This is a genomic window from Mesorhizobium sp. MC2-1-1 (genome assembly GCF_057597255.1).
Map to the genome: position 1 here is coordinate 2,997,620 of NZ_CP195205.1, position 21,131 is coordinate 3,018,750.

The following is a 21,131-nucleotide window of genomic DNA, read 5'->3' on the forward strand; positions in this document are numbered from 1 at the left end:
TAAATCAAAGAAATAGAGCATGATGTTTTCCGAAAACCCCCTAAAACTCTTCGGCATCATGCTCTAAGTCCGGAGACGGCGATGCTTGTCTTTGCAGGCCTCGGCAATCCGGGCGCGAAATACGGGAACAACCGGCACAATGTCGGCTTCATGGCGGCGGACGCGATTGCCCGCCGCCATTCCTTTTCGCCCTGGTCGAGGAAATTCCAGGGCATGATTTCGGAAGGCACGCTCGGCGGCGAGAAGATCCTGCTGATAAAGCCGCAGACCTTCATGAATCTGTCCGGGCAGTCGGTCGGCGAAGCGCTGCGCTTCTATAAGCTCGGACCGACCGCGCTAACCGTCCTCTACGACGAGATCGACCTTGCCGCCGGCAAGCTCAGGGTCAAGGTAGGCGGCGGCTCCGGCGGCCACAACGGCATCCGCTCGCTCGACCAGCATGTCGGCAACGGCTATCGCCGGGTGCGCATCGGCGTCGGCCATCCCGGCGTCAAGGAGATGGTGCACGGCCACGTGCTTGGCGATTTCTCCAAGGCCGATCGCGAGTGGCTCGATGTTCTGCTCGACGCCATCGCCGACAATGCCGGCTTGCTGGCCAACGGCGACGACAACTCATTCATGAACCGCGTCACGCTGACCTTGCGCGACAAGCTCGTGCCGACCGGCGATGACGACCGCCCGCCGCCCAAGGCGCCGAAGCAACAAAGCCATGTCCGCCAGGCGCGCCCGCAGCAGCCGGCGGCAAAGCTCCCCGAAAGCGGCCCGATGGCCGCCATGCTGAAGAAGCTTTTCGGCGGCAAGGAATAAGCCGCGGTACGATCGCGGGCTAAGGGCTTGACGTTCGTCACCGCTATCGCCCATAGCCCTCACCAAAATCGAAATTCCGACAGGACTGGACGAACATGGGTTTCAAATGTGGCATCGTTGGCTTGCCCAACGTCGGCAAGTCGACGCTGTTCAACGCGTTGACCAGGACGGCCGCCGCGCAGGCCGCCAACTATCCCTTCTGCACCATCGAGCCGAACACCGGCGAGGTAGCGGTGCCGGACCCGCGCCTGCAGAAGATCGCGGCGATCGGCAAGTCGAAGGAGATCATCCCGACCCGCATCTCCTTCGTCGACATCGCCGGCCTGGTGCGCGGCGCCTCCAAGGGAGAAGGCCTGGGCAACCAGTTCCTCGCCAACATTCGCGAGGTCGACGCGATCGTGCATGTGCTGCGCTGCTTCGAGGATGACGACATCACCCATGTCGAGGGCCGCATCGATCCGGTCGCGGACGCCGAGACGGTCGAGACCGAGCTGATGCTCGCGGACCTGGAGAGCCTCGAGCGCCGTATCGCCCAGGTCCGCAAGCGGGCCGCGGGCAAGGACAAGGAAGCCCTGTCCGTCCTGCCCATGATGGAGGCGTCGCTTGAGCTGCTGCAGGCCGGCAAGCCGACGCGCTTCCTGCTCGACGGCATCGCGCCGGAGGATCTGCGCATCCTTCAGGGGCTGAACCTGCTTACCTCGCACCCCGTCCTCTATGTCTGCAATGTCGCGGAGGCCGACGCAGCCACCGGCAACGAGCACACCAGGGCGGTGGAGAAGATGGCGGCCGCGCAGGGCGCCGGCACGGTGGTGATCTCGGCGGCGATCGAGGCGGAGGTCGCCCAGCTTTCCGACGAAGAGGAAATGGAGTTCCTCGCCTCGATCGGCCTCGACGAGCCGGGCCTCAACAAGGTGATCCGCGCCGGCTACGAGCTGCTGCATCTGATCACCTATTTCACCGTCGGACCGAAGGAGACGCGCGCCTGGACGATCCACAAGGGCGACAAGGCGCCGCAAGCGGCCGGCGTCATCCACACTGATTTCGAGCGCGGCTTCATCCGCGCCCAGACCATCTCCTATAACGACTTCGTCACGCTGGGCGGCGAAGTTGCGGCCAAGGAAGCCGGCAAGGCGCGCGACGAAGGCAAGGACTATGTCGTCCAGGACGGCGACATCATGCTGTTCAAGTTCAACACCTGATTCCGTTGCGGCTCCGCGGCCGCCCGCTGTCTTGACGTTGTGATATCACGGGGCTAGTCGGCTTGCAGGCGGTGTTTTCCGCCGGCAATCCCGGTGCAATCCAACGAAACCCTTTCCGTCAAGGGAGACCTGGCGATGATCAAGGCCTTCGTCGTGGACAATGATCGCCTGCGCGTCACCGAGGATTTCGCCACGGATGGCGACAGGATCGTGTGGGCCGACCTCTTCAACCCGACCAAGGAGGAAGAGGCCCGCATCGAGAGCTGGCTGGGCATTGCCGTGCCGACCCGCGAGGAGATGGAGGAGATCGAGATTTCGAGCCGCCTCTATGTCGAGGATGGCGGCTACTTCATGACCGCCGTGCTGCCGGCGCAGACCGAGGCGGACGACCCGCTGATGTCGCCGGTGACCTTCGCGCTGGCCGGCAAAAGGCTGATCACGATCCGCTACCACGAACCTAAGGCCTTCAAGACCTTCCCGCTGCGCGCGGAGAAAGTGGCGACCGGCTGCACCAGCGGAGACACCATCCTGATCGGCCTTCTGGAAGCCATTGTCGATCGCCTGGCCGATATCCTCGAGCGCGCCGGCCGCGATGTGGAGGCGATCTCGCGCGACATCTTCGAGGCGCGCTCCACCAAGGCTTCCAAGCGCAACCGCGATTTCCAGGAGCTCCTGAAAGGTATCGGCCGCAAGGAGGACCTCGCTTCCTCGGTCCGCGACAGCCTGATCTCGCTGCAGCGCCTTGCCGGTTTCCTCGCCCATGTCTCGGCCCAGACGAAGATGAGCAAGGACGTGCGCGCCCGCATCAAGACCTTGTCGCGCGACGTGCTGTCGCTCGCCGACCATGCAACTTTCCTGTCGCAGAAGATTTCCTTCCTGCTCGACGCCACGCTCGGCATGATCTCGATCGAGCAGAACGCCATCATCAAGATCTTCTCGGTCGCCGCCGTCATCTTCCTGCCGCCAACGCTGGTCGCCTCGATATACGGCATGAATTTCGACATAATCCCCGAACTCAAATGGGAGCTAGGCTACCCCTTCGCGATCGGCCTGATGGTGGTCTCGGCGATCCTGCCCTTCTGGTATTTCCGGCGCCGCGGCTGGCTCTGATCGTATTGCCGGTCGGCAACCCGGCTGGCTCACCAGAAAGGACTTGACCAAATTGCCTCGGGCCTGCATCCGGGTTGCCCGTTCCCTTGGGGGAATGCGCAAGTCAAACCGGATTGCAAACGATGACCGCAAAGACATGGGCCTTTGAGGATTTCGTCGAGGGCGCCTCGCTCGACCTCGGCAGCAAGGACGTAAGCGCCGCCGAGATCATCGAATTCGCCAGCGAGTTCGATCCGCAGCCCATGCATCTCGACGATGAAGCCGGCAAGGCGAGCATCCTGGGCGGACTTTCGGCTTCGGGCTGGCACACCTGCGCGATGTTCATGCGCATGCTGTGCGACGCCTTCCTGCTCGATTCGACCTCGCAAGGATCGCCTGGCATTGACCACGTCAAATGGAAGAAGCCGGTTCTGGCCGGTGACCGGCTGACAGGGACGGTCACCGTGCTGTCCAAGCGCCAATCCAAATCCCGGCCTCAGCTCGGCCTCGTCAGCATGCGCAGCGAGTTGTTCAACCAGCGCGGCGAAAGCGTCTTCGAGCTTGAGAACACCGGCATGTTCCTCTCGCGTGATGCAGTGGAGGGCCTGTCATGACCTTGGATGAATTCTTCCTCATCGGCGAAACCGTCACACTGGGTTCCCACAAGTTCGGCGCGGAAGAGATCAAGGCCTTCGCCCGCAAATATGATCCGCAGGTCTTCCATGTCGACGAGGAGGCGGCGAAGAAGAGCGTCCTTGGCGGCCTCTGCGCCTCGGGCTGGCACACAGCGGCCACCTGGATGAAATACAACCTCGAAAAGCGCATGGAGACCGAGGGAGTGCGCTGGACGGGCCCCGGTCCGCAGCCCGAATTCGGCCCCTCACCCGGGTTTCGCAATCTCAAATGGCTGAAACCGGTCTATGCCGGCGAGACGGTGACCTTCACGCGCACCGCGCTTGCCCACCGCCCGCTTGCCGGGCGTCCTGGCTGGAACCTGCTCACGCTGCGCTCGGAAGGTTTTGATTCGACCGGAGACAAGGTCATCGAATTCGACAGCGCCGTGCTGGTGAAAGTGGCGTAGCGAACTTTTCCCTTCTCCCCTTGTGGAAGAAGGGAAAGAGCTAATGCCCCTCATATCCGATCAGCGTCCTGACTGGCACGCCGAGCGCTTCCAGTTTCCTGCGGCCGCCGAGGTCCGGCAGGTCGATGACGAAGCAGGCGGCGACGATATCGGCGCCGATCTGCCTGAGCAGCCTCACCGCTGCCTCTGCAGTGCCGCCGGTAGCGATCAGGTCGTCGACCACGATCACCTTCTCGCCGGGCGCGACGCCGTCCTTGTGCATCTCCATCTCGTCCAGGCCGTATTCGAGGCTGTATGCGACCCGCACCGTCTCATAAGGCAGCTTGCCCTTCTTGCGGATCGGCACAAAGCCGGCAGAAAGCTGATGCGCCACCGCGCCGCCCAGGATGAAGCCGCGCGCCTCGATGCCGGCGATCTTGTCGATCTTCAGCCCGGCATAGGGATGCACCAGTTCGTCGATGGCACGGCGGAAGGCGCGCGCGTCGCCAAGCAGCGTGGTGATGTCGCGAAACAGAATGCCTGGCTTCGGATAGTCCGGAATGGTCCGGATCGCCGCGAGCAGCGTGTCTTCGAGGGAGGATTTCATAGGCAGTTGATCCGTTGCCGCACAGTTTTGCCGGCAAGCGGCCGAAAAGGAAAGGGCGCCTTTCGGCGCCCCCGCATTTTTCTGGAAGCCAGCCGGCTCAGTGCGCGACATCGGCCCAGACCCTGCGCTTGGTTACATAGACAAGCGCGCCGAAGAGCAGCAGGAAGATCATGACGCGGAAGCCGGTCTTCTTGCGATCCTCCAGATGCGGCTCGGCGGCGAACATCAGGAACGCCGAGACGTCACGGGCATACTGGTCGACGGTCTGCGGCGAGCCGTCGTCATAGGTCACCTGACCGTCTGAAAGCGGCTTGGGCATCTTCAGCGAAACGCCTGACAGGAAGTACGGATTGTAGTGCGTACCTTCCGGGATCACCATGCCGGCCGGTGGCGTCTGGTCGTAGCCGGTGAGCAGCGAATGGATGTAGTCCGGGCCGCCCTGCGCATACTGGGTGAAGATATCGAAGATGAACCGCGGGAAGCCGCGTTCGACGCCGCGCGCCTTGGCGAGCAGCGACATGTCCGGCGGGGCCGCGCCGCCATTGGCGGATGCCGCGGCCTGCTCGTTCGCGAACGGCGCCGGGAAGTGGTCCGACGGTTTGCCGGGACGATCGAACATGTCACCGGCATCGTTCGGGCCGTCATGGATGGTGTATTGGGCCGCCAGCGTCTTGATCTGCGCTTCCGAATAGCCGAGCCCTTCCAGCGTACGGAACGCCACCAGGTTCATCGAATGGCAGGCCGAGCAGACCTCCTTGTAGACCTTGAGGCCGCGCTGCAGCTGCGCCTTGTCGTAGGTGCCGAACGGGCCGGCGAAGCTCCAGCTCATTTCCTTCGGTTCGTTGATCGGGAAATGCGTCGGAGCGGCCGCGTTCTGCTCTTCCGCGGCGATGGCCGCGGTGGCCGCGACCACCAGGCCGAGCAGGGCCAGCGAGGTGAGAATCTTCTTCATACCCAAAATCCCCTCAGATCCTCAGCCCTTGGTTTCCGGCGCGGCCGTCGCGCCTGCCGGATGCCCGCTGCCGCCCTTGTTCTTTTCCAGCACCGCCTCGGTGATCGAGTTCGGCAGCCTGCGCGGCGTCTCGATGAGGCCAAGCACCGGCATGATGATCAGGAAGAAGGCGAAGTAGAACAGCGTCGCCATCTGCGCCATGAACACGTAGCTGCCTTCCGCCGGCTGCGAGCCCAGCCAGCCGAGCAGGATGGCGTCTGCAACGAACAGCCAGAAGAACAGCTTGTACCACGGACGGTAGACCGCCGAGCGCACCTTGGAGGTGTCGAGCCACGGCACCAGGAACAGCATGGCGATGGCACCGAACATGCACAGCACGCCGCCGAGCTTGGAATTGATCGGGCCGATGTTGAAGGTGATGGCGCGCAGGATCGCGTAGAACGGCAGGAAGTACCATTCCGGAACGATATGGGCCGGCGTCTTCAGCGGGTTGGCGACCGTGTAGTTGTCCGGGTGGCCGAGATAGTTCGGCAGGTAGAAGACGAAATAGGCGAAGAAGAACAGGAACACGATCATGCCGAACGCGTCCTTGATGGTCGCATACGGCGTGAAGGCGACGGTGTCGGTCTTCGACTTGACCTCGATGCCCGTCGGGTTCGACTGGCCGACGACATGCAGCGCCCAGACATGCAGCACGACGACGCCGGCGATCATGAACGGCAAGAGGTAATGCAGCGCGAAGAAGCGGTTCAGCGTCGGGTTGTCGACGGCGAAGCCGCCGAGCAGAAGCTGCTGGATCCAGTTGCCGACCAGCGGGATGGCGCTGAAGAAGCCGGTGATGACGGTGGCGCCCCAGAAGCTCATCTGGCCCCAGGGCAGCACATAGCCCATGAAGCCCGTGGCCATCATCAGAAGGTAGATGATGCAGCCGAGAATCCACAGCAGTTCGCGCGGCGCCTTGTAGGAGCCGTAGAACAGGCCGCGGAAGATGTGGATGTAGACGGCGACGAAGAAGAAAGAGGCGCCGTTGGAATGGAGATAGCGCAACAGCCATCCCGAATTCACGTCGCGCATGATCTTTTCGACCGAATCGAAGGCGAGATTGGTATCGGACGTGTAGTGCATCGCCAGCACGATGCCGGTCAGGATCTGCGAGACCAGCATGATCGACAGGATGCCGCCGAACGTCCACATGTAGTTGAGGTTGCGCGGCACCGGATAGGCGACGAAGCTGTCATAGATCAGCCGCGGCAGCGGCATGCGGGCGTCGAACCAGCGCTCGATACCGGTCTTGGGCGTATAGGTCGAGTGTCCCTCGCTCATCGAAATGTCCCCTGCCTCAACCGATAAGGATCTTGGTATCGGAAATGAACTTGAATACCGGGATCGCCATGTTCTCCGGCGCCGGGCCTTTGCGGATGCGGCCGGCGGTGTCGTATTGCGAGCCGTGGCACGGGCAGAACCAGCCGCCGAAATCGCCTTCCTGGCCGAGCGGGATGCAACCCAGATGGGTGCAGACCTGGACCATCACCATCCAGGCCTCCTTGCCGGGCGTTGTGCGGTTGGCGTCGGTCGCCGGCGCGTCGGAGGGCAAGTTGGCGTTGCGCGCGATCGGATCCTTCAGATCGGCAAGATTGACCGCCTCGCCGTCCTTCATTTCCTTTTCGGTGCGGTTGCGCACCACTACCGGCTTGCCGCGCCACTTGACGATCAGCGAACTGCCGGGCTGCAGCGAGGAGACATCGACCTCGACCGAGGCCAGCGCCAGCGTCGAGGCGTCGGGGCGCATCTGGTCGATGAACGGCCACGCGACGGCTCCGGCGCCGACGACGGCGGCCATGCCGGTGGCAACGTAGAGAAAATCGCGACGGTTGGGATCGTGGATGTCGGTTGCGCTCACGGGTGCCTGATCCTTTCGCCTCTTCCTAACCGGAGGCCGAGCCTTGTCCCCGCTCAATCGCACCTGCCCGACAGCGCATGGCGAACAGGCTAGCGAATTCCTCCGGCATTTGGAGTTCGGTTTATGCGTGAAGCCCGTTTTTGTCCAGTCGGGTGAGGCCACAAGGGCAGATTGTCGCGGGGATGCGCGACGGCCGTGGCCGGCGCGTGCCCGCCAGACCGTCCGACAGCGTGAAACAGCGGGAAATCCGGCGTGAAATCGGGCCGCTGTTCGCTTCGACGGCGGCTCCTGGCCCGCTTCATTGTCCGGTCATGGCGCATGTCACCGAACGCAACGGCCGGGCCGACGGCCCCGACCACCTGAAAGGCGAGCTACAAAGCACCGACATCAACGAGAATGGGCTTCATGAGGAGTGGCTGACGGAGCCGGTTTTAGCTGGCGCCCAGCCTGACCAGAACCGCCTTGGGGATGTTGTATTCGCGGATCACGGCATCGTGCCTGCGCAAGCCGCAAAGCTCGCGCTGGATAAAATAGGCATGGACGGCCGCGGCCGCCTCCTTCAACAGCCGGTTGCGGTGCTCGCCCTCCCCGTCTTCGCGCAGTTTGGCAAGGGTTTCCTCGACGCGCTGGCCGGCGCGGCCGAGTGCGGCCGCCTTTTCGGCGAGGATCTCGTGGCCGAGCAGGTCGAGCGCGCTTTCCTGCGCGCCTGAGCGTCCGAAATTGGCGGGCATGCGTACCGACATGTTGCCGTTCTACTCCGCCGGCCGCATCTCTTCCAGCGCGCTTTCCTCGTTGAACAGGAAGCCGCCGGACTGCCGTTTCCAGAGCCGCGCATAGAGCCCGTCGAGCGCAACCAACTCATCATGCGTGCCCTGCTCGACAATGCGGCCGCCGTCGAGAACCACCAGCCGGTCGAGCGCGGCAATGGTGGAGAGCCGGTGCGCGATGGCGATTACGGTCTTGTTTTCCATCAGCCGGGTCAGATTCTCCTGGATCGCCGCCTCGATGTCCGAATCAAGCGCCGAGGTCGCCTCGTCCAGGATCAGGATGGGCGCATCCTTGAGGAAGACGCGCGCGATGGCGACGCGCTGCCGCTGGCCGCCGGAGAGTTTGACGCCGCGCTCGCCGACATAGGCGTCGTAGCCGGCGCGATCGCGGTTGTCGCGCAGTCCCAGGATGAAGTCATGTGCCTCGGCTCTCCTGGCGGCGACGATAACCTGCGCATCGGTGGCATCCGGCATGCCGAGCTTGATGTTGTCGCGCAGCGAGCGGTGGAACAGCGCCGTATCCTGGCTGACCACGCCGATATTGGCGCGCAGCGAATTCTGCGTCACATGAGCGATGTCTTGGCCGTCGATCAGGATCTGGCCGCCTTCCAGGTCGTAGAGGCGCAGGATCAGGTTGGCTAAAGTCGTCTTGCCGGCGCCGGAGGGGCCGACGAGACCGACCTTCTCCCCGGGACGCACGACGAGGTCGATGCCGTCGAGCACCCCTCTCCCCTTGCCGTAATGGAAAGTGACGTTGCTGACGTCGATGCGCCCACCCGTGACGACCAGCTCACGTGCGTCCTTGGCGTCGGTCAGGCCAAGCGGCTGCGAGATCAGCGCCTTGGAGTTCTCCAGCACGCCGAGGTTTCTCAGGATGCCGTTGAGCTGCATCATCAGCCGTCCAAGCAGCATGTTGAGCCTCAGAACCAACGACAGCGTGAAGGCGACGGCGCCCACCGTGATCGAGCCTTCGACCCAGAGATAAATGGCAAACGCCGCGATCGCGGTGATCATGATGCCTGACAGCGTCGTCAGCGCCATGCGCACCCCGGTCAGCCGGCGTGTGAACGGCCGCAGCGCGTCGAGATAGATGTCGAAGCCGTTGCGGATATAGCGGTCGTCGCCATCGGCGGAAAACAGTTTCAAAGTCTGCACGTTTGAGTAGGAATCGACGATGCGGCCGTTGATCATCGAGCCGGCCTCGGCGGTTGCCTCGGCATGCCTGCGGATTGCCGGCAGATAAAGCTTGGCCAGCCAGCCGAAGGCGGCGATCCAGACCACCACCAGCGCGGCCAGCCTGAGATCGAGCCCGGCGACCAGCGCCAGCGTGGTCACCGTATAGACGATCATGAACCAGACGACCTCGATGAAGCTCTCCATCAGGTCGCCCGTCGCCTGCCCGGCCTGCCAGACCTTGGTGGCGATGCGGCCGGCGAAATCGTTCTGGAAGAAGGCGTAGGACTGGCGCGAGACATGCCGATGCGCTTGCCAGCGCACCAGATTGTAGAAGCCGGGCGTGATCGTCTGTTCGTCGACCAGCGCCGACAGGCCGACGACTGCCGTGCGCACGACGAGCACCACCGCGCCCATGAACAAAAGCTCGGGGCCCGCCGCGGCCCAAAGCCCGTGCCAACTGCGCTCGCCGGGCAACTGGTCGAGGATATCGACCAGCCTTCCGACGAAATAGAAGAGGCCAGCCTCGACAAGCGGCGCGACGCCGCCGATGACGAGCATGGCGAAGAAAGCGAGCTTCGCCTGCCCGACATAGTGCCAGAGAAAGCCGCCGACGCTGGCGGGCGGGCGCAGATCCGCCGGCTCGCGGAACGGGTAGACCCAATGCTCGAACCAGCGATAGATGGCTTGCATCATTCGGCGGCTTCACCCTTGGCGCCAACGTCATTGGCAAAACCATCGTTGGCTGCCTCGGCCGGCACATCATCGAGCAGGAAGCCGCCGGACTGGCGCTGCCATAGCTGCGCATAGAGCCCGCCCTTGGCGACGAGTTCCTCGTGCGAGCCCTCCTCGATGATGCGGCCCTTGTCCATGACGACGAGCCTGTCCATCGCGGCGATGGTCGAAAGGCGGTGCGCAATGGCGATGACGGTCTTGCCCTGCATCAGTTTGTAGAGGTTCTCCTGGATCGCCGCCTCGGCTTCCGAATCGAGCGCCGAGGTCGCCTCGTCGAGGATGAGGATCGGCGCGTCCTTCAGCATGACGCGGGCAATCGCGACGCGCTGTCGCTGGCCGCCTGACAATTTGACGCCGCGGTCCCCGACAAAGGCGTCGAATCCCTTGCGCCCCTCCGAATCGGAAAGCTCGGCAATGAAATCGAGCGCCTCCGCGCGCTTCGCCGCCTCGACGAGCATCTGGTCGGTGGCGTTTGGCCGGCCGTAGAGAATGTTCTCGCGCACCGAGCGGTGCAGCAACGAGGTGTCCTGCGTCACCATGCCGATCTGGGCGCGCAGCGAATCCTGCGTCACTGCCGCGATCTCCTGGCCATCGATCAGGATCTTGCCACTTTCCAGATCGTAGAAGCGCAGCAAAAGATTGACCAGCGTCGACTTGCCCGCGCCCGAACGCCCGACGATGCCGACCTTCTCGCCGGGCTTCACGGTGAGTGACAGGTTCTCGATGACGCCCTTCTGCTTGCCATAGTGGAAGCGGATGTCGTCAAAGCGGATCTCGCCTTGGCTGACGGATATCTCTTTCGCGCCTGGCCTGTCCTCGACCAGACGCGGAAGCGAGATCGACTGGATGCCGTCCTGCACGGTGCCGATGTTCTCGAACAGGCTCGACATTTCCCACATGATCCACTGCGACATGCCCCACATGCGCAATACGAGGCCGATCACCACCGCCACCGCGCCGATCGTAACCGCCTGGCCAAGCCACAGCCAAAGCGACAACGCAGCGACCGAAAAGAGCAGCAACGCGTTCAGGATGTAGAGCAGGACGTACAGCACCGTCACCAGCCGCATGGAGCGGTAGACAGTGCCGAGGAAGCTGTCCATGCCATCCCTGGCGAAGGCTGCTTCGCGCCGCGCATGCGAAAACAGCTTCACCGTCTGGATGTTGGCGTAGCTGTCGACCACGCGGCCGGTCATGACGGATCGCGCATTGGCCTGTTCCTCGCCGACCTTGCCGAGCCGGGGAATAAAAAAGCGCAAGAGCCCAATATAGCCGACCAGCCAGACGGCGAGCGGCGCCGCCAGCCGCAAGTCGGCCGAGCCGACGATGAACAGCATGCCGAGGAAGTAGACGATGACGTAGTTGAGCACGTCGATCAGCTTGATCACGCATTCGCGCACGGCGAGCGCTGTCTGCATCAGCTTGGTGGCGATGCGGCCGGCGAATTCGTCCTGGTAGAAGGCCATCGACTGCTTGAGCAGGTAGCGATGCACTTGCCAGCGGATGCGCATGGGATAATTGCCCATCAGCGTCTGCTGGTTGAGCAGCGAATGCAGCCAGACCGTGCCCGGCAGCGCGAACAGCACGACGAAAGCCATGCCGGCGAGCTTCCAGCCCTCCGTCTGCAGGAAGGTTTCGCGGTTCTGCGCCGACAGCCAGTCGACGATGCGGCCGAGGAAGCCGAACATCCAGACTTCCGTAAAGGCGATCGTCGTCACCAGCACCGCATCGACGATGATGTAGGGCCAGGCGCCGCGCGTGTAGTGCACGCAGAAAGCGACCAGCGTCTTCGGCGGCTCGACCGGCTCCGCGGCGGGAAACGGATCGAGCCTGTTTTCAAACCAGCGGAACATTGCAGGCACTCGACTTATCTATGCGCTCACGCGGCGCGGGATTGACGGGCAAGGCTTTGCGGCCGCGCGGCGTTGCGGGCCGGCGATACGGAATCACCCGTTTCGCCGGCCCTGCTTCGCGTAATATAGGGTTTCCCCGGCATTTCGCCGACAGCATCGTTTGACGATCCTGTCGACCCCGAAGTTGCAGAGGAAAGGCCGGAATCCGCCCGTTTCCTGTCGTCCGGCCGGATCATACGGATGATCCTGCGCACCAGCGTCGGCCGGCTGTGGTCGGGCACCGCGCGGGAGAAATCAACGTCCGGCAGCATCCCGCGATGCGGCCTGCGCCGTTCCTCGGCATGCACCGCCGACGAATAGGTCTCGCCGACCAGCAGCGCCCAGGTCGCCACCTTGCGCTCATGCAGGCTTCTTGAACCGGGTATCTTGTAGGGATCGAACATCGGTCCGTCCTCCATGTGCAAATGCGTTAAAAACGGTGATGCGGCCTCGACCGACGGCATTCGACAGAAGGCGCGGATCGAACCGGTCGGGGCGGGACGGCAACCGTCAGCCGGGACACGACTGGCGTCGGTCCTGACACGTTCAGCTGGGGCATGGCGCCCCTTTGGCAGTTTGAAAAACATCGCAAGATTCCTTCGAAGGCCGAAAACTGGGTTCGGCGGGAATCGGTGCGATGAGGACTTTAAAGTGTCAGAAGAATCGTCGTACCGAAACCGCCTGCGGGCATAGGTGAGCCCCGGAGCGGAGCTGGATGTGCATGGTCATCATGTGTTCCCCTCCATTCGGTTCGGGTTGACGATGGTCGGCATATACTCGACTTCGCAGAAAATGGCCACCCGCCAGTCCAGAAATCGCCGAAAGCCGGAGGCGCCTGTGGCCGATCTGCCACTTATTAGCAGGATGCGAAAATGAACGATCGTCTCCGCATCGCGCTCTACCAGCCGGATATCGCCGGCAACACCGGGACAATCCTGCGCTTTGCCGCCTGCCTCGACATCGGCGTCGACATCATCGAGCCGGCCGGCTTCCCGCTCTCCGACCGGGCGCTGAAACGGGCCGGCATGGACTACCTCGAAATGGCGGCGCTCTCCCGCCATGCCGACTGGCACGCCTTCGAGGAATGGCGAAAGGCGCATGCGCGCCGCCTGGTGCTGCTCACCACCAAGGCCTCGGCGCCCTATACCGGCTTCGCATTCGCCGCTGGCGACATTCTCCTCTTCGGCCGCGAATCCGCCGGCGTGCCGGACGGGGTTCATCAGGCGGCGGACGCGCGGCTGACCATACCGATGCGGCCGGGCGTGCGCAGCATCAATGTCGCTCTGTCCGTCGCCATGGTCGCGGGTGAAGCGCTCCGCCAGGTCGGATAGGAGCCTTCGAGCTTGGTCGCCGTCCCGAACCGCCGTCTCTTCCGTCATTCTTGCCCAGGCGCACATCGCCTTCTCCTGTATTTGCCATATCGTCGCCACTTCGCTACAAGCTCAACCTAACTTGAGGTCAAGCAGGGATTTCGAGAATGGCTCCTGTGCGGGAATTGACGGTCGGCCAAGTGGCCGTGCGTAGCGGCGTGGCGGTATCGGCGCTGCATTTCTACGAGGCCCGAGGCCTGATCCGCAGCCACCGCACGTCGGGCAACCAGCGCCGCTACAGCCGCGACGTGCTGCGGCGCGTGGCGATCATCCGTGTCGCCCAGGAGGTCGGCATCTCGCTTGCCGACATCGCCCGGGCTTTCCAGTCGCTGCCTGAAGAGAGGACGCCCACCCGCGAAGACTGGAACCTGCTTTCTACAGCCTGGCGCGACGAACTCGACCAGAAGATCAACCAACTCAAGAAATTGCGCGATGGCCTGACCGACTGCATCGGTTGCGGCTGCATGTCGATCGACAAATGCCCGTTGAGGAACAAGGAAGACCGTTTGGCCAGGGAGGGAACGGGGGCGCGGAGGTTGATTGTACCCTGAACGGTAGCAATGCGACTATGACGCCAGGAGCGAGGAGAGTTCAATGTTCGGGCATCTAGTTCAAGCGGAAGACGAAACGCAGCTCATCGTTATCTATCGGATCGGCTCCGATGGCATGCCGACACTTTATACATCATTGAGCTTTGAAAAGGCGCAGGAAATGGGCTTGGAGAAATTCAGCAAGCTACTCGGCGAGAACCTGATTCTGGATTCACCAAAACTGCGCGATCTGTTTTCGTTGTGACGCGCTTCAATCGGCCGCCGGCAGCCGGCGCATGGTGAACTCGATCACATCGCCCGGGCGTTCGAACCAGCTTTCGATCTCGGTCCAGTAGGCCTGCTTCGGGAAGCGCTCGAACCATTCCTTCGCCTTGAGACGCGCGGCCGGCCGCGGCAGCACGAAGGTCTCGCGCAGGAATCCGTCGCGGGGCTGGTTTGCACGCTCGGCCCTCGAGCGTTCCAGCCTCTTCTTCAAGCCATCCAGCGGCGGTCTCGCCGGGGTGCGCACGAAGGAACTCCTCTGCACCTTGGTTAGACGGGACTTGACCCTTGCCCTCAGGAGATTAGGGATCGCGCGCAGAAAAAACGAGTCCTTTGTCGGCCGCGACTGGAGACAGCATTTGGAACGACCTGAAATACCGGTGGGCCTGCCGGCCGACATCGAGCAGAAGAAGATGAAGGCCCGCCTCTGGTTCGAGGCCTTGCGCGAGCGCATCTGCGCCACCTTCGAGCAGATCGAGCAGGACCTGACAGGACCGCTGTCCTCGTGGTCGCCTGGCCATTTCGAAAAGACCCCCTGGGAGCGCGACGAGGGCAAGGGTGGCGGCGGTACCATGTCGATGATGCGCGGCCGCGTCTTCGAGAAGGTCGGCGTGCACACCTCGACCGTCCATGGGGAATTCTCGCCAGAGTTCAGGAAGCAGATTCCTGGCGCCGATGAAGACCCCCGCTTCTGGGCAAGCGGCATCTCGCTGATCGCGCATCCCTGGAACCCCAACGTGCCGGCCGTGCACATGAACACGCGCATGGTGGTCACCACGCGCCAGTGGTTCGGTGGCGGCGCCGATCTGACGCCGGTGCTCGACCGTCGCCGCACCCAGGACGACCCCGACACGATCGCCTTCCATCGCGCCATGCGGTTCGCCTGCGAGAAGAATGCCGCCGTGGCCGACTATCCCAAATTCAAGGCCTGGTGCGACGAGTATTTCTTCCTGCCGCACCGCAATGAGCCGCGCGGCATCGGCGGCATCTTCTTCGACTGGCTGCATTCGGACGAGGACAAGGGCGGCTGGGACGCCGATCTCAATTTCGTCCAGGATGTCGGACGCTCCTTCCTCGTCGTCTATGCCCATCTGGTGCGGGGCAACTTCGACCAGGACTGGACCGATGGCGAGCGCGACGAACAGCTCATCCGGCGCGGTCGCTACGTCGAGTTCAACTTGCTTCACGATCGCGGCACCATCTTCGGCCTGAAGACCGGCGGCAATGTCGCCTCGATCCTTTCCAGCCTGCCGCCCGAGGTAAAATGGCCGTAACGATCCAGTGAGCGCGGCCTTCGCCGCATTGCTGTCCCATTCGCCGGATCTTGGCCGGCAATGTGGCGGCAACGATTTCTTTTTCGTCTAATATCGTTTTGAAAGAATTGAATTATTTAAGGTCACCGGGTCGGGAAGCGCCGGCGGCGGAAGTGGAGGTCACAGGCCCTCCACGAGCCGTGACCCGACGCGACTTGACGGCCCTGATCAAGAGAGGTGCCTCGCCATACGGGGCGCCCGTATTTCCAGGAGAGCATGCCATGCGCAAGCTTATCATGACGGCGGCAGCCGCTGCATTTCTCGCCTCCGGTGGCGCCGCGCTCGCGGCGGTCAAGCACACCACGGGCACCGTCAAGAGCTTTGACGGAACGGCCATGAGCCTTGTTCTGGACAATGGGTCGACCTTCACGCTGTCCAAGGCCTTCAAGGACCCCGGCATTCAGGTCGGCGAGAAGGTCCGCGTGTCCTGGGACATGAGCGGCAAAAACAAGATTGCCGAGGCCGTCAAGATCATGAAGTAGCGACTGGCCCGGCATTGCGAGCTCAGGCGGCACGAAAGGCGGAGCACGTTGCTCCGCCTTTCGGTTTGGTGCCTTTGCCGCGGCAATCGCCCTCAGCCACTTCATGCAACCGATAGCGGCGGCATGTGTTATTGATATCCATCCTGGCAATCCCGCTAAATCGCGCAGCGGCTTCCAGCGGGACTGCACAATAACAAATGACTGGAGCGACCGGGCCGGTCGGCTCTGGAGCGAGGAAAGGAAAATCCCCATGAAGGAGTTTCAATGCGGATCGCTTGTCCCCGGCTGTGACTGGCACACGCGCGCCGAGGAAGAAGCTGAGGTCATGCGCCGCGCCGTCGAGCATATGCGCCAAACGCATGGCGAATCCGTGATCCGCGAGACGATGATCGAGGCGATCCGCTCGCGCATCCAGAAGGCCCGCGACGCCGCCTGAGCGAGCCAGATCGCGGACTTAGAAAGAGCGCAGGCCTGGATGCTGAAGGCGGGACGTCGCTTCCGGCGGTCCCGGGCTTGGTCGTGGATTACTCGCCGGCGAAAACCTTGCCCACGAATTCGAGAGAATTCTTATATTCGTAACGTCGTAGATAACCTCGCGGTAACGGTCTGCGTGCGAATCTCTCGCGCATGATCCGGCCAGAGGCGGCTGCCCGAGAGGCCCTTCGCCATCAAGGCGCTGTCCGGAATGGTGGGGCGAGGTGCTTCGCGCATGCGCGAGCGGTCCAACATCCGAGGCGCTCTTTGCACGACGGCGTTCCTGCTGTGCGCTCTTCTGTTTGCGTCCGCCGCCACAGCTCAAGAATGGACCACTTCGCTCGTCGACATCCATCAGGGCTCTCCGCTCAGCGACAAGGCCAGGGGCCTCGGCGACGGCGGCTATGAGCTGCAGGGCGGAAGCTGGGTGTCGTTCAACCAATGGTACCATGCGAACTGGGTCGATATGCATGTCGACCTTCTCACCCAGATCACGCCCGACGCCGGCATTCTGTGGGGATTTGGCACCGGGGAACAGGGCGAGAAATATCGCATCGCGCCCAGTCTAAAGCTTGGTTTTCTCACCCAGACCCACCCCAATCCGAACAGCACCCTGTCCCTGTCGGTCACCTCAACCATCGGCGGCGCCCTGACCGAAAAGCCCTGCGTGGCCGACTACGGCGACTTGGGCAGCTACAGCGTGAATTGCCGGCTCGCCGCGGGTGAGGCCGCACCCGAAGAAACGTTGAAATATCTTGTTAACGCTACACCCGAGAGGCTGCACCTGTGGCTCAACTACCGCGTTACGTTCTGATCGTCGGGAGGCCGCTGACGGCGCCCGCATTTCGCGATTCATCCGCCTTCTTGTTTGACCGGGAGTAAGACTATGTCTGGTAATTTCTGGAAGTTCGGCATTGCCGCGGCTCTTGTCCTTCTGCCGGCATCCATGGCCTCGGCCCAGGAAGCTCCCGACGCGGACGAGATGGCCGCGCTTTGCCACGGCGCTCAGTCCATATGCCTGAGCGCCGCGGTCCCGGTCGCGCGCACCACGCAGACCGTACAGAGCTGGATGAGCCCCGACGTCGGCGCCGCATGGGCCGCCGGCTACAAGGGCCAGGGCGTCACCATCACCATGGTCGACGACTTCAGCAGTTCAGATCGCTTTTCCGGGAATTTCGGCATTGGCGTCCAGACGCAGCGGCACGGTGAATGGACGCGTGAGGAGGCAAGCATGATCGCGCCCTCGGCGACCATCCGCTCCAAGGATTTCTCGACGGGTTCGGCCGTCTCGCTGGCCGGCGGCCGCAACGTGCTCAATCTCAGCTACGGCATGTACACTACCGCGGGCTACGGCGTGAACCAGATCTGGTGGGCCCCGGAAGAGGCCTCGATCATCAACTATGCGACCAGGGGAACGGCCGTCGTCTCGAAGGCAGCCGGCAACGACTCGGTTGCCGTTGGCGGTGTCACGGGCGGCCAGCAGGACTATCTCGACCTGGCCTTGATCGGCAAATCGACGGCGATCTTCGTCGGCGCGCTGTCGACGAACGGCACGACGGCCAACAAGGCCCAACTCGCCTGGTATTCCGACTACGCCGGCTCCAACCCGCTGGTGCAGAGCCACTTCCTGGTGGTCGGCGTCGAAGGCGACAAGACTGGCCTCTACGGAACCTCGTTCGCCGCGCCGATCATCTCGGGCTACGCCGCGATCATCGGCAGCAAGTTCACGAAAGCGACGCCGGTTCAGATCACCAATGACCTGCTAAATACTGCCCGCACCGACACGCTGGTGAACTACGATCCGTCCATCTACGGCAAGGGCGAGGCAAGCCTCTCGCGGGCGCTGGCACCCGTTGCGATACATTGACGGGCGCCGGCCGATCCGGCGCACTAAATTTCCAGGGCCTGCGCGGCGCGTTTCATGAGCGCGCCGCGTTCCAGTTTGAAACCCGACCCAACCCACTCCTGTTCGAGGTTCTTCAGGGTCGCTCCCAGCTTCGGCCCCGGTGACGCGCCAAGTCCGGTCAGGTCGGCGCCCTTGATCGGAAACACCGGCCTTTCCCATTTTATCGTGACATTGAGCAGGCGCGAAAAACCGCCAGCCTCGATCATCGCCTGATTGTCCTCGCCGGCGCGCGCCCGCGCGGCGGCAAGCGCCAGCCGAATACGATCGAGATAGCCATTGCGGTCACCGTAATAGAGCTTCTTGGCCAGTTCGGTCTCGGTCATCTTCGCCTCCGGAGCGATGGTCAGCGCCCAATGCCGCAGGCGCGCGGCCTCGTCGTTCGAAAGCCGCAGCCGCTCGCCAAGCGCCTTCATGCGCGCGGCATCGGGCGGGACGATTGCCTCGAGCCGCAGCATCGGATCGGCGGTCCAGTTGAGATCCTTTCCGGTCTTTGCCAGGCCGTGGATGGCATCGATGCCCCATTTCTCGCTTTCCGGGAGCACGGCCGACAGCACGCCCGCCTGGCGCATCCAGAGCAGGGCGCGCGAGGGGTCGGGCGCCGACAGCAGCTTCTTCAGTTCGGACCAGACTCGTTCGGGCGAAAGCTGGGCAAGCCCTTCCTTCAGCCTGGCGCAGGCCTTCAGGCCTTCGGCATCGGGCCGGCCGTCGCCATACCAGGCGAAGAAGCGGAAAAAGCGCAGGATGCGCAGATAATCCTCGCGGATGCGTGCTTCCGCGTCGCCGATGAAACGCAACCGCCGCGCCTCGATATCGGCAATGCCGCCGACAAGGTCGACGACCGTACCGTCGGCTTCGGCATAGAGCGCGTTTATTGTGAAGTCGCGCCGCTCGGCGTCAAGCTTCCAGTCACGCCCGAAGGTCACTTTCGCGCGCCGCCCGTCGGTCTCTATGTCGGCGCGCAGCGTGGTGACTTCATACGGCTTGCCGCCCGCAATAACGGTGATTGTGCCGTGTTCGATCCCTGTCGGCGCAGTCTTGAAGCCGGCCGCCTCGGCGCGTCTGATGGTCTCTTCGGGCAAGGTCGTCGCGGCAATGTCGATGTCGGCCACCGGTTGGCCAAGCAGCGTGTTGCGCACCGCGCCGCCGGCGACGCGCGCTTCCTCGCCGCCTTGCTTTAGCGCGGCCAGCAATTGCTGCAGGAGCTTGTCGCCCAGCCAATCGGCCCGATCCGAGAGGGACACCCCGGCACTCACGCATAAAGCCTTTCATACAGCGTGCGGATGATGCCGGCGGTGACGCCCCAGATCCGCTGGCCGCCATAGGGCATATCGTAGAAGAACCATTCGAGATCGTTCCACATGCGGCTGTCGCGCGTATGGTTGGCCGGATCCATGAGGAAACTGAGAGGGACCTCGAAAGCGGCATCGACCTCGTCGGCGTTGAGCGTCAGCGAAAAGCCCGGATGCACGACGGCAAGCACCGGCACGATGCGGTAGCCGCTGCCCGACACATAGTCCGGCATGCGGCCGATGACCTCGATATGGTCGCTATCGAGGCCGATCTCCTCGAAAGTCTCCCGCAGCGCGGTAGCCTCGGGACCGGGGTCGGTCGGGTCGATCGTGCCGCCTGGAAAGGCCACTTGGCCGGAATGGCTGCGCAGCTTCTCGGCGCGTTTGGTGAGCAGTACCATGGCGCCCTCGTCGCGGTCGACGACCGGGATGAGCACGGCCGCTTCACGCAGCGGCTTGACGTGTTGGAGCCTGGGATGATCGGGATTGAAGCGATGATCGCCGAAATCCTCGCCAGGGGTGATCGCGGCCTGCGCGGCAGCGCGCGCCCGGAAATCCGCGATCGAAAACGGCGCCCGCATCACCTGGTCCATCACGCGCTCAGCCGTTTCAGTTTATCGGCCGGCATGATCGGATAGGCCTCGCCGCCCGAGCGGACGGCGAACATCGCCCTGCCGTCGATGTCGATCTCCTCGCCATGCCCAACGAGTTCATACATCACGGGCCGCGCCACCAGCGCCTCCAGCCGCCCGCGCACCAGCACATAGGGTTTCAGCCCGCCGGTTTCCTCCTCGTCGACGAAGCGCAGCGGATGGCCGGGGCCGGCGGCCACCACGTCGCCGACATTGGTGCGGAAGGTGATGACCTGGTCGTCGCCGCTTCCGGACACATTCATTTCGACGGCGATGAAAGGCGCGTCGACCACGCGTATTCCGACCCGCTCGACCGGGGTCACAAGGTAGGTCTTTCCGTCGGCGTCCTTGCGCAGCACGCTGGAAAAAAGCTGCACCAGCGGCATGCGACCGATCGGCGTGCCGAGATAGAACCAGGTGCCGTCGGCCTTGATCTCCATGTCGAGATCGCCGCAGAAATCCGGATTCCAGCGCTCGACCGGCGCTGGCCCCTTGCCGGCACGGGCGGCCCGGGAGATCAGCGCCTCCAGGCCGCGCGCCTCGGTGGCTCCGGTTAGGCCCTGTTTGCTCGGGTTCTGTTCGCCCGGGCTTTGTTCACGATGTTCGCTGCGTTCGGCCATGGTCACGAAATAGTCACTGTTGTCCCGATTGTCAGCCTTGTCCGCCCAAGTC

At 63.3% G+C, this 21,131-nt stretch carries 25 protein-coding genes; 13 read left to right on the forward strand and 12 right to left on the reverse strand.

Annotated elements, in window-relative coordinates; genetic code table 11:
- Positions 1-81: 81 nt before the first annotated feature.
- From pth to ACR64R_RS14935, 5 genes are all read left to right on the forward strand, one after another.
- Entirely contained in the window at positions 82-807 is a 726-nt protein-coding gene (gene pth, locus ACR64R_RS14915) for an aminoacyl-tRNA hydrolase (protein ID WP_487357126.1), read from the forward strand.
- A gap of 95 nt (positions 808-902) precedes the next feature.
- Positions 903-2,006, forward strand: a complete 1,104-nt coding sequence (gene ychF, locus ACR64R_RS14920) for a redox-regulated ATPase YchF (RefSeq protein ID WP_487357127.1) — start codon at positions 903-905, stop codon at positions 2,004-2,006.
- Positions 2,007-2,141: 135 nt separating this feature from the next.
- Positions 2,142-3,116, forward strand: coding sequence for a magnesium/cobalt transporter CorA (corA, locus tag ACR64R_RS14925; protein ID WP_487362446.1), 975 nt, complete (start codon positions 2,142-2,144; stop codon positions 3,114-3,116).
- Positions 3,117-3,238: 122 nt separating this feature from the next.
- Positions 3,239-3,709 carry a MaoC family dehydratase gene (locus ACR64R_RS14930; protein ID WP_487357128.1) on the forward strand — a complete coding sequence of 157 codons (471 nt, stop codon included), beginning with the start codon at positions 3,239-3,241 and terminating at the stop codon, positions 3,707-3,709.
- A complete protein-coding gene (locus tag ACR64R_RS14935; RefSeq protein ID WP_487357129.1) occupies positions 3,706-4,176 on the forward strand; it encodes a MaoC family dehydratase in 471 nt (156 codons plus the stop codon). Before ACR64R_RS14930 ends, ACR64R_RS14935 begins: the two co-directional genes overlap by 4 nt.
- A 40-nt stretch (positions 4,177-4,216) precedes the next feature.
- Here the strand turns inward: ACR64R_RS14935 and ACR64R_RS14940 are convergent, their stop codons facing one another.
- The 8 genes from ACR64R_RS14940 to ACR64R_RS14975 all read right to left on the reverse strand — a co-directional run bounded on the left by ACR64R_RS14940 (position 4,217) and on the right by ACR64R_RS14975 (position 12,585).
- The gene (locus tag ACR64R_RS14940; protein WP_487357130.1) at positions 4,217-4,762 is read right to left on the reverse strand and encodes an adenine phosphoribosyltransferase; all 546 of its coding nucleotides are present in this window, start codon (positions 4,760-4,762) and stop codon (positions 4,217-4,219) included.
- 97 nt (positions 4,763-4,859) lie between these two features.
- Entirely contained in the window at positions 4,860-5,714 is an 855-nt protein-coding gene (locus ACR64R_RS14945; protein WP_487357131.1) for a cytochrome c1, read from the reverse strand.
- A gap of 21 nt (positions 5,715-5,735) precedes the next feature.
- Positions 5,736-7,037, reverse strand: a complete 1,302-nt coding sequence (locus ACR64R_RS14950; RefSeq protein WP_487357132.1) for a cytochrome b — start codon at positions 7,035-7,037, stop codon at positions 5,736-5,738.
- A 16-nt stretch (positions 7,038-7,053) separates the two neighbouring features.
- A complete protein-coding gene (gene petA / locus ACR64R_RS14955) occupies positions 7,054-7,614 on the reverse strand; it encodes a ubiquinol-cytochrome c reductase iron-sulfur subunit (protein WP_042647595.1) in 561 nt (186 codons plus the stop codon).
- Positions 7,615-8,045: 431 nt separating this feature from the next.
- Positions 8,046-8,357, reverse strand: a complete 312-nt coding sequence (locus ACR64R_RS14960) for a DUF6665 family protein (RefSeq protein WP_487357133.1) — start codon at positions 8,355-8,357, stop codon at positions 8,046-8,048.
- A gap of 9 nt (positions 8,358-8,366) precedes the next feature.
- Entirely contained in the window at positions 8,367-10,250 is a 1,884-nt protein-coding gene (locus ACR64R_RS14965; protein WP_487357134.1) for an ABC transporter ATP-binding protein, read from the reverse strand.
- The gene (locus ACR64R_RS14970; protein WP_487357135.1) at positions 10,247-12,142 is read right to left on the reverse strand and encodes an ABC transporter ATP-binding protein; all 1,896 of its coding nucleotides are present in this window, start codon (positions 12,140-12,142) and stop codon (positions 10,247-10,249) included. Before ACR64R_RS14970 ends, ACR64R_RS14965 begins: the two co-directional genes overlap by 4 nt.
- Before the next feature lie 26 nt (positions 12,143-12,168).
- A complete protein-coding gene (locus tag ACR64R_RS14975) occupies positions 12,169-12,585 on the reverse strand; it encodes a hypothetical protein (protein ID WP_487357136.1) in 417 nt (138 codons plus the stop codon).
- A 468-nt stretch (positions 12,586-13,053) separates the two neighbouring features.
- Between ACR64R_RS14975 and ACR64R_RS14980 the strand changes: the two genes are divergently transcribed.
- The 3 genes from ACR64R_RS14980 to ACR64R_RS14990 all read left to right on the forward strand — a co-directional run bounded on the left by ACR64R_RS14980 (position 13,054) and on the right by ACR64R_RS14990 (position 14,346).
- Complete coding sequence (locus tag ACR64R_RS14980; RefSeq protein WP_487357137.1) at positions 13,054-13,512, forward strand: tRNA (cytidine(34)-2'-O)-methyltransferase; 459 nt, start codon at positions 13,054-13,056, stop codon at positions 13,510-13,512.
- A gap of 146 nt (positions 13,513-13,658) precedes the next feature.
- On the forward strand, positions 13,659-14,102 hold the full coding sequence (soxR, locus tag ACR64R_RS14985) for a redox-sensitive transcriptional activator SoxR (protein WP_487357138.1): 444 nt from the start codon (positions 13,659-13,661) through the stop codon (positions 14,100-14,102).
- 43 nt (positions 14,103-14,145) lie between these two features.
- A complete protein-coding gene (locus ACR64R_RS14990) occupies positions 14,146-14,346 on the forward strand; it encodes a hypothetical protein (RefSeq protein WP_487357139.1) in 201 nt (66 codons plus the stop codon).
- A 6-nt stretch (positions 14,347-14,352) separates the two neighbouring features.
- Here ACR64R_RS14990 and ACR64R_RS14995 read toward each other — a convergent pair whose 3' ends face one another.
- Positions 14,353-14,610: a hypothetical protein gene (locus tag ACR64R_RS14995; protein WP_140809004.1), complete on the reverse strand. Its 258-nt coding sequence runs from the start codon at positions 14,608-14,610 to the stop codon at positions 14,353-14,355.
- 112 nt (positions 14,611-14,722) lie between these two features.
- On the opposite strand from ACR64R_RS14995, the gene hemF reads away from it, so the two are divergent.
- The 5 genes from hemF to ACR64R_RS15020 all read left to right on the forward strand — a co-directional run bounded on the left by hemF (position 14,723) and on the right by ACR64R_RS15020 (position 18,499).
- Positions 14,723-15,637: an oxygen-dependent coproporphyrinogen oxidase gene (hemF, locus tag ACR64R_RS15000; protein WP_487357140.1), complete on the forward strand. Its 915-nt coding sequence runs from the start codon at positions 14,723-14,725 to the stop codon at positions 15,635-15,637.
- Positions 15,638-15,897: 260 nt separating this feature from the next.
- Positions 15,898-16,158: a DUF1344 domain-containing protein gene (locus ACR64R_RS15005; protein ID WP_487357141.1), complete on the forward strand. Its 261-nt coding sequence runs from the start codon at positions 15,898-15,900 to the stop codon at positions 16,156-16,158.
- Between the two features lie 250 nt (positions 16,159-16,408).
- Positions 16,409-16,594 carry a DUF1059 domain-containing protein gene (locus ACR64R_RS15010; protein ID WP_487357142.1) on the forward strand — a complete coding sequence of 62 codons (186 nt, stop codon included), beginning with the start codon at positions 16,409-16,411 and terminating at the stop codon, positions 16,592-16,594.
- A 273-nt stretch (positions 16,595-16,867) separates the two neighbouring features.
- Entirely contained in the window at positions 16,868-17,446 is a 579-nt protein-coding gene (locus tag ACR64R_RS15015; protein WP_487357143.1) for a hypothetical protein, read from the forward strand.
- Positions 17,447-17,518: 72 nt separating this feature from the next.
- The gene (locus ACR64R_RS15020; RefSeq protein WP_487357144.1) at positions 17,519-18,499 is read left to right on the forward strand and encodes a S8 family serine peptidase; all 981 of its coding nucleotides are present in this window, start codon (positions 17,519-17,521) and stop codon (positions 18,497-18,499) included.
- 23 nt (positions 18,500-18,522) lie between these two features.
- Here the strand turns inward: ACR64R_RS15020 and ACR64R_RS15025 are convergent, their stop codons facing one another.
- Genes ACR64R_RS15025 through ACR64R_RS15035 form a run of 3 tightly spaced genes read right to left on the reverse strand, consistent with a single transcriptional unit; the run spans position 18,523 to position 21,079 of the window.
- Positions 18,523-19,791, reverse strand: a complete 1,269-nt coding sequence (locus tag ACR64R_RS15025; protein ID WP_487357145.1) for a CCA tRNA nucleotidyltransferase — start codon at positions 19,789-19,791, stop codon at positions 18,523-18,525.
- Positions 19,788-20,420 (reverse strand): CoA pyrophosphatase, encoded by a 633-nt coding sequence (locus ACR64R_RS15030; RefSeq protein WP_487357146.1) that lies wholly within the window; start codon positions 20,418-20,420, stop codon positions 19,788-19,790. The genes ACR64R_RS15025 and ACR64R_RS15030 overlap by 4 nt, the downstream gene beginning before the upstream one ends.
- Positions 20,420-21,079, reverse strand: coding sequence for a DUF1285 domain-containing protein (locus tag ACR64R_RS15035; RefSeq protein ID WP_487362447.1), 660 nt, complete (start codon positions 21,077-21,079; stop codon positions 20,420-20,422). The genes ACR64R_RS15030 and ACR64R_RS15035 overlap by 1 nt, the downstream gene beginning before the upstream one ends.
- Between the last annotated feature and the right edge of the window lie 52 nt (positions 21,080-21,131).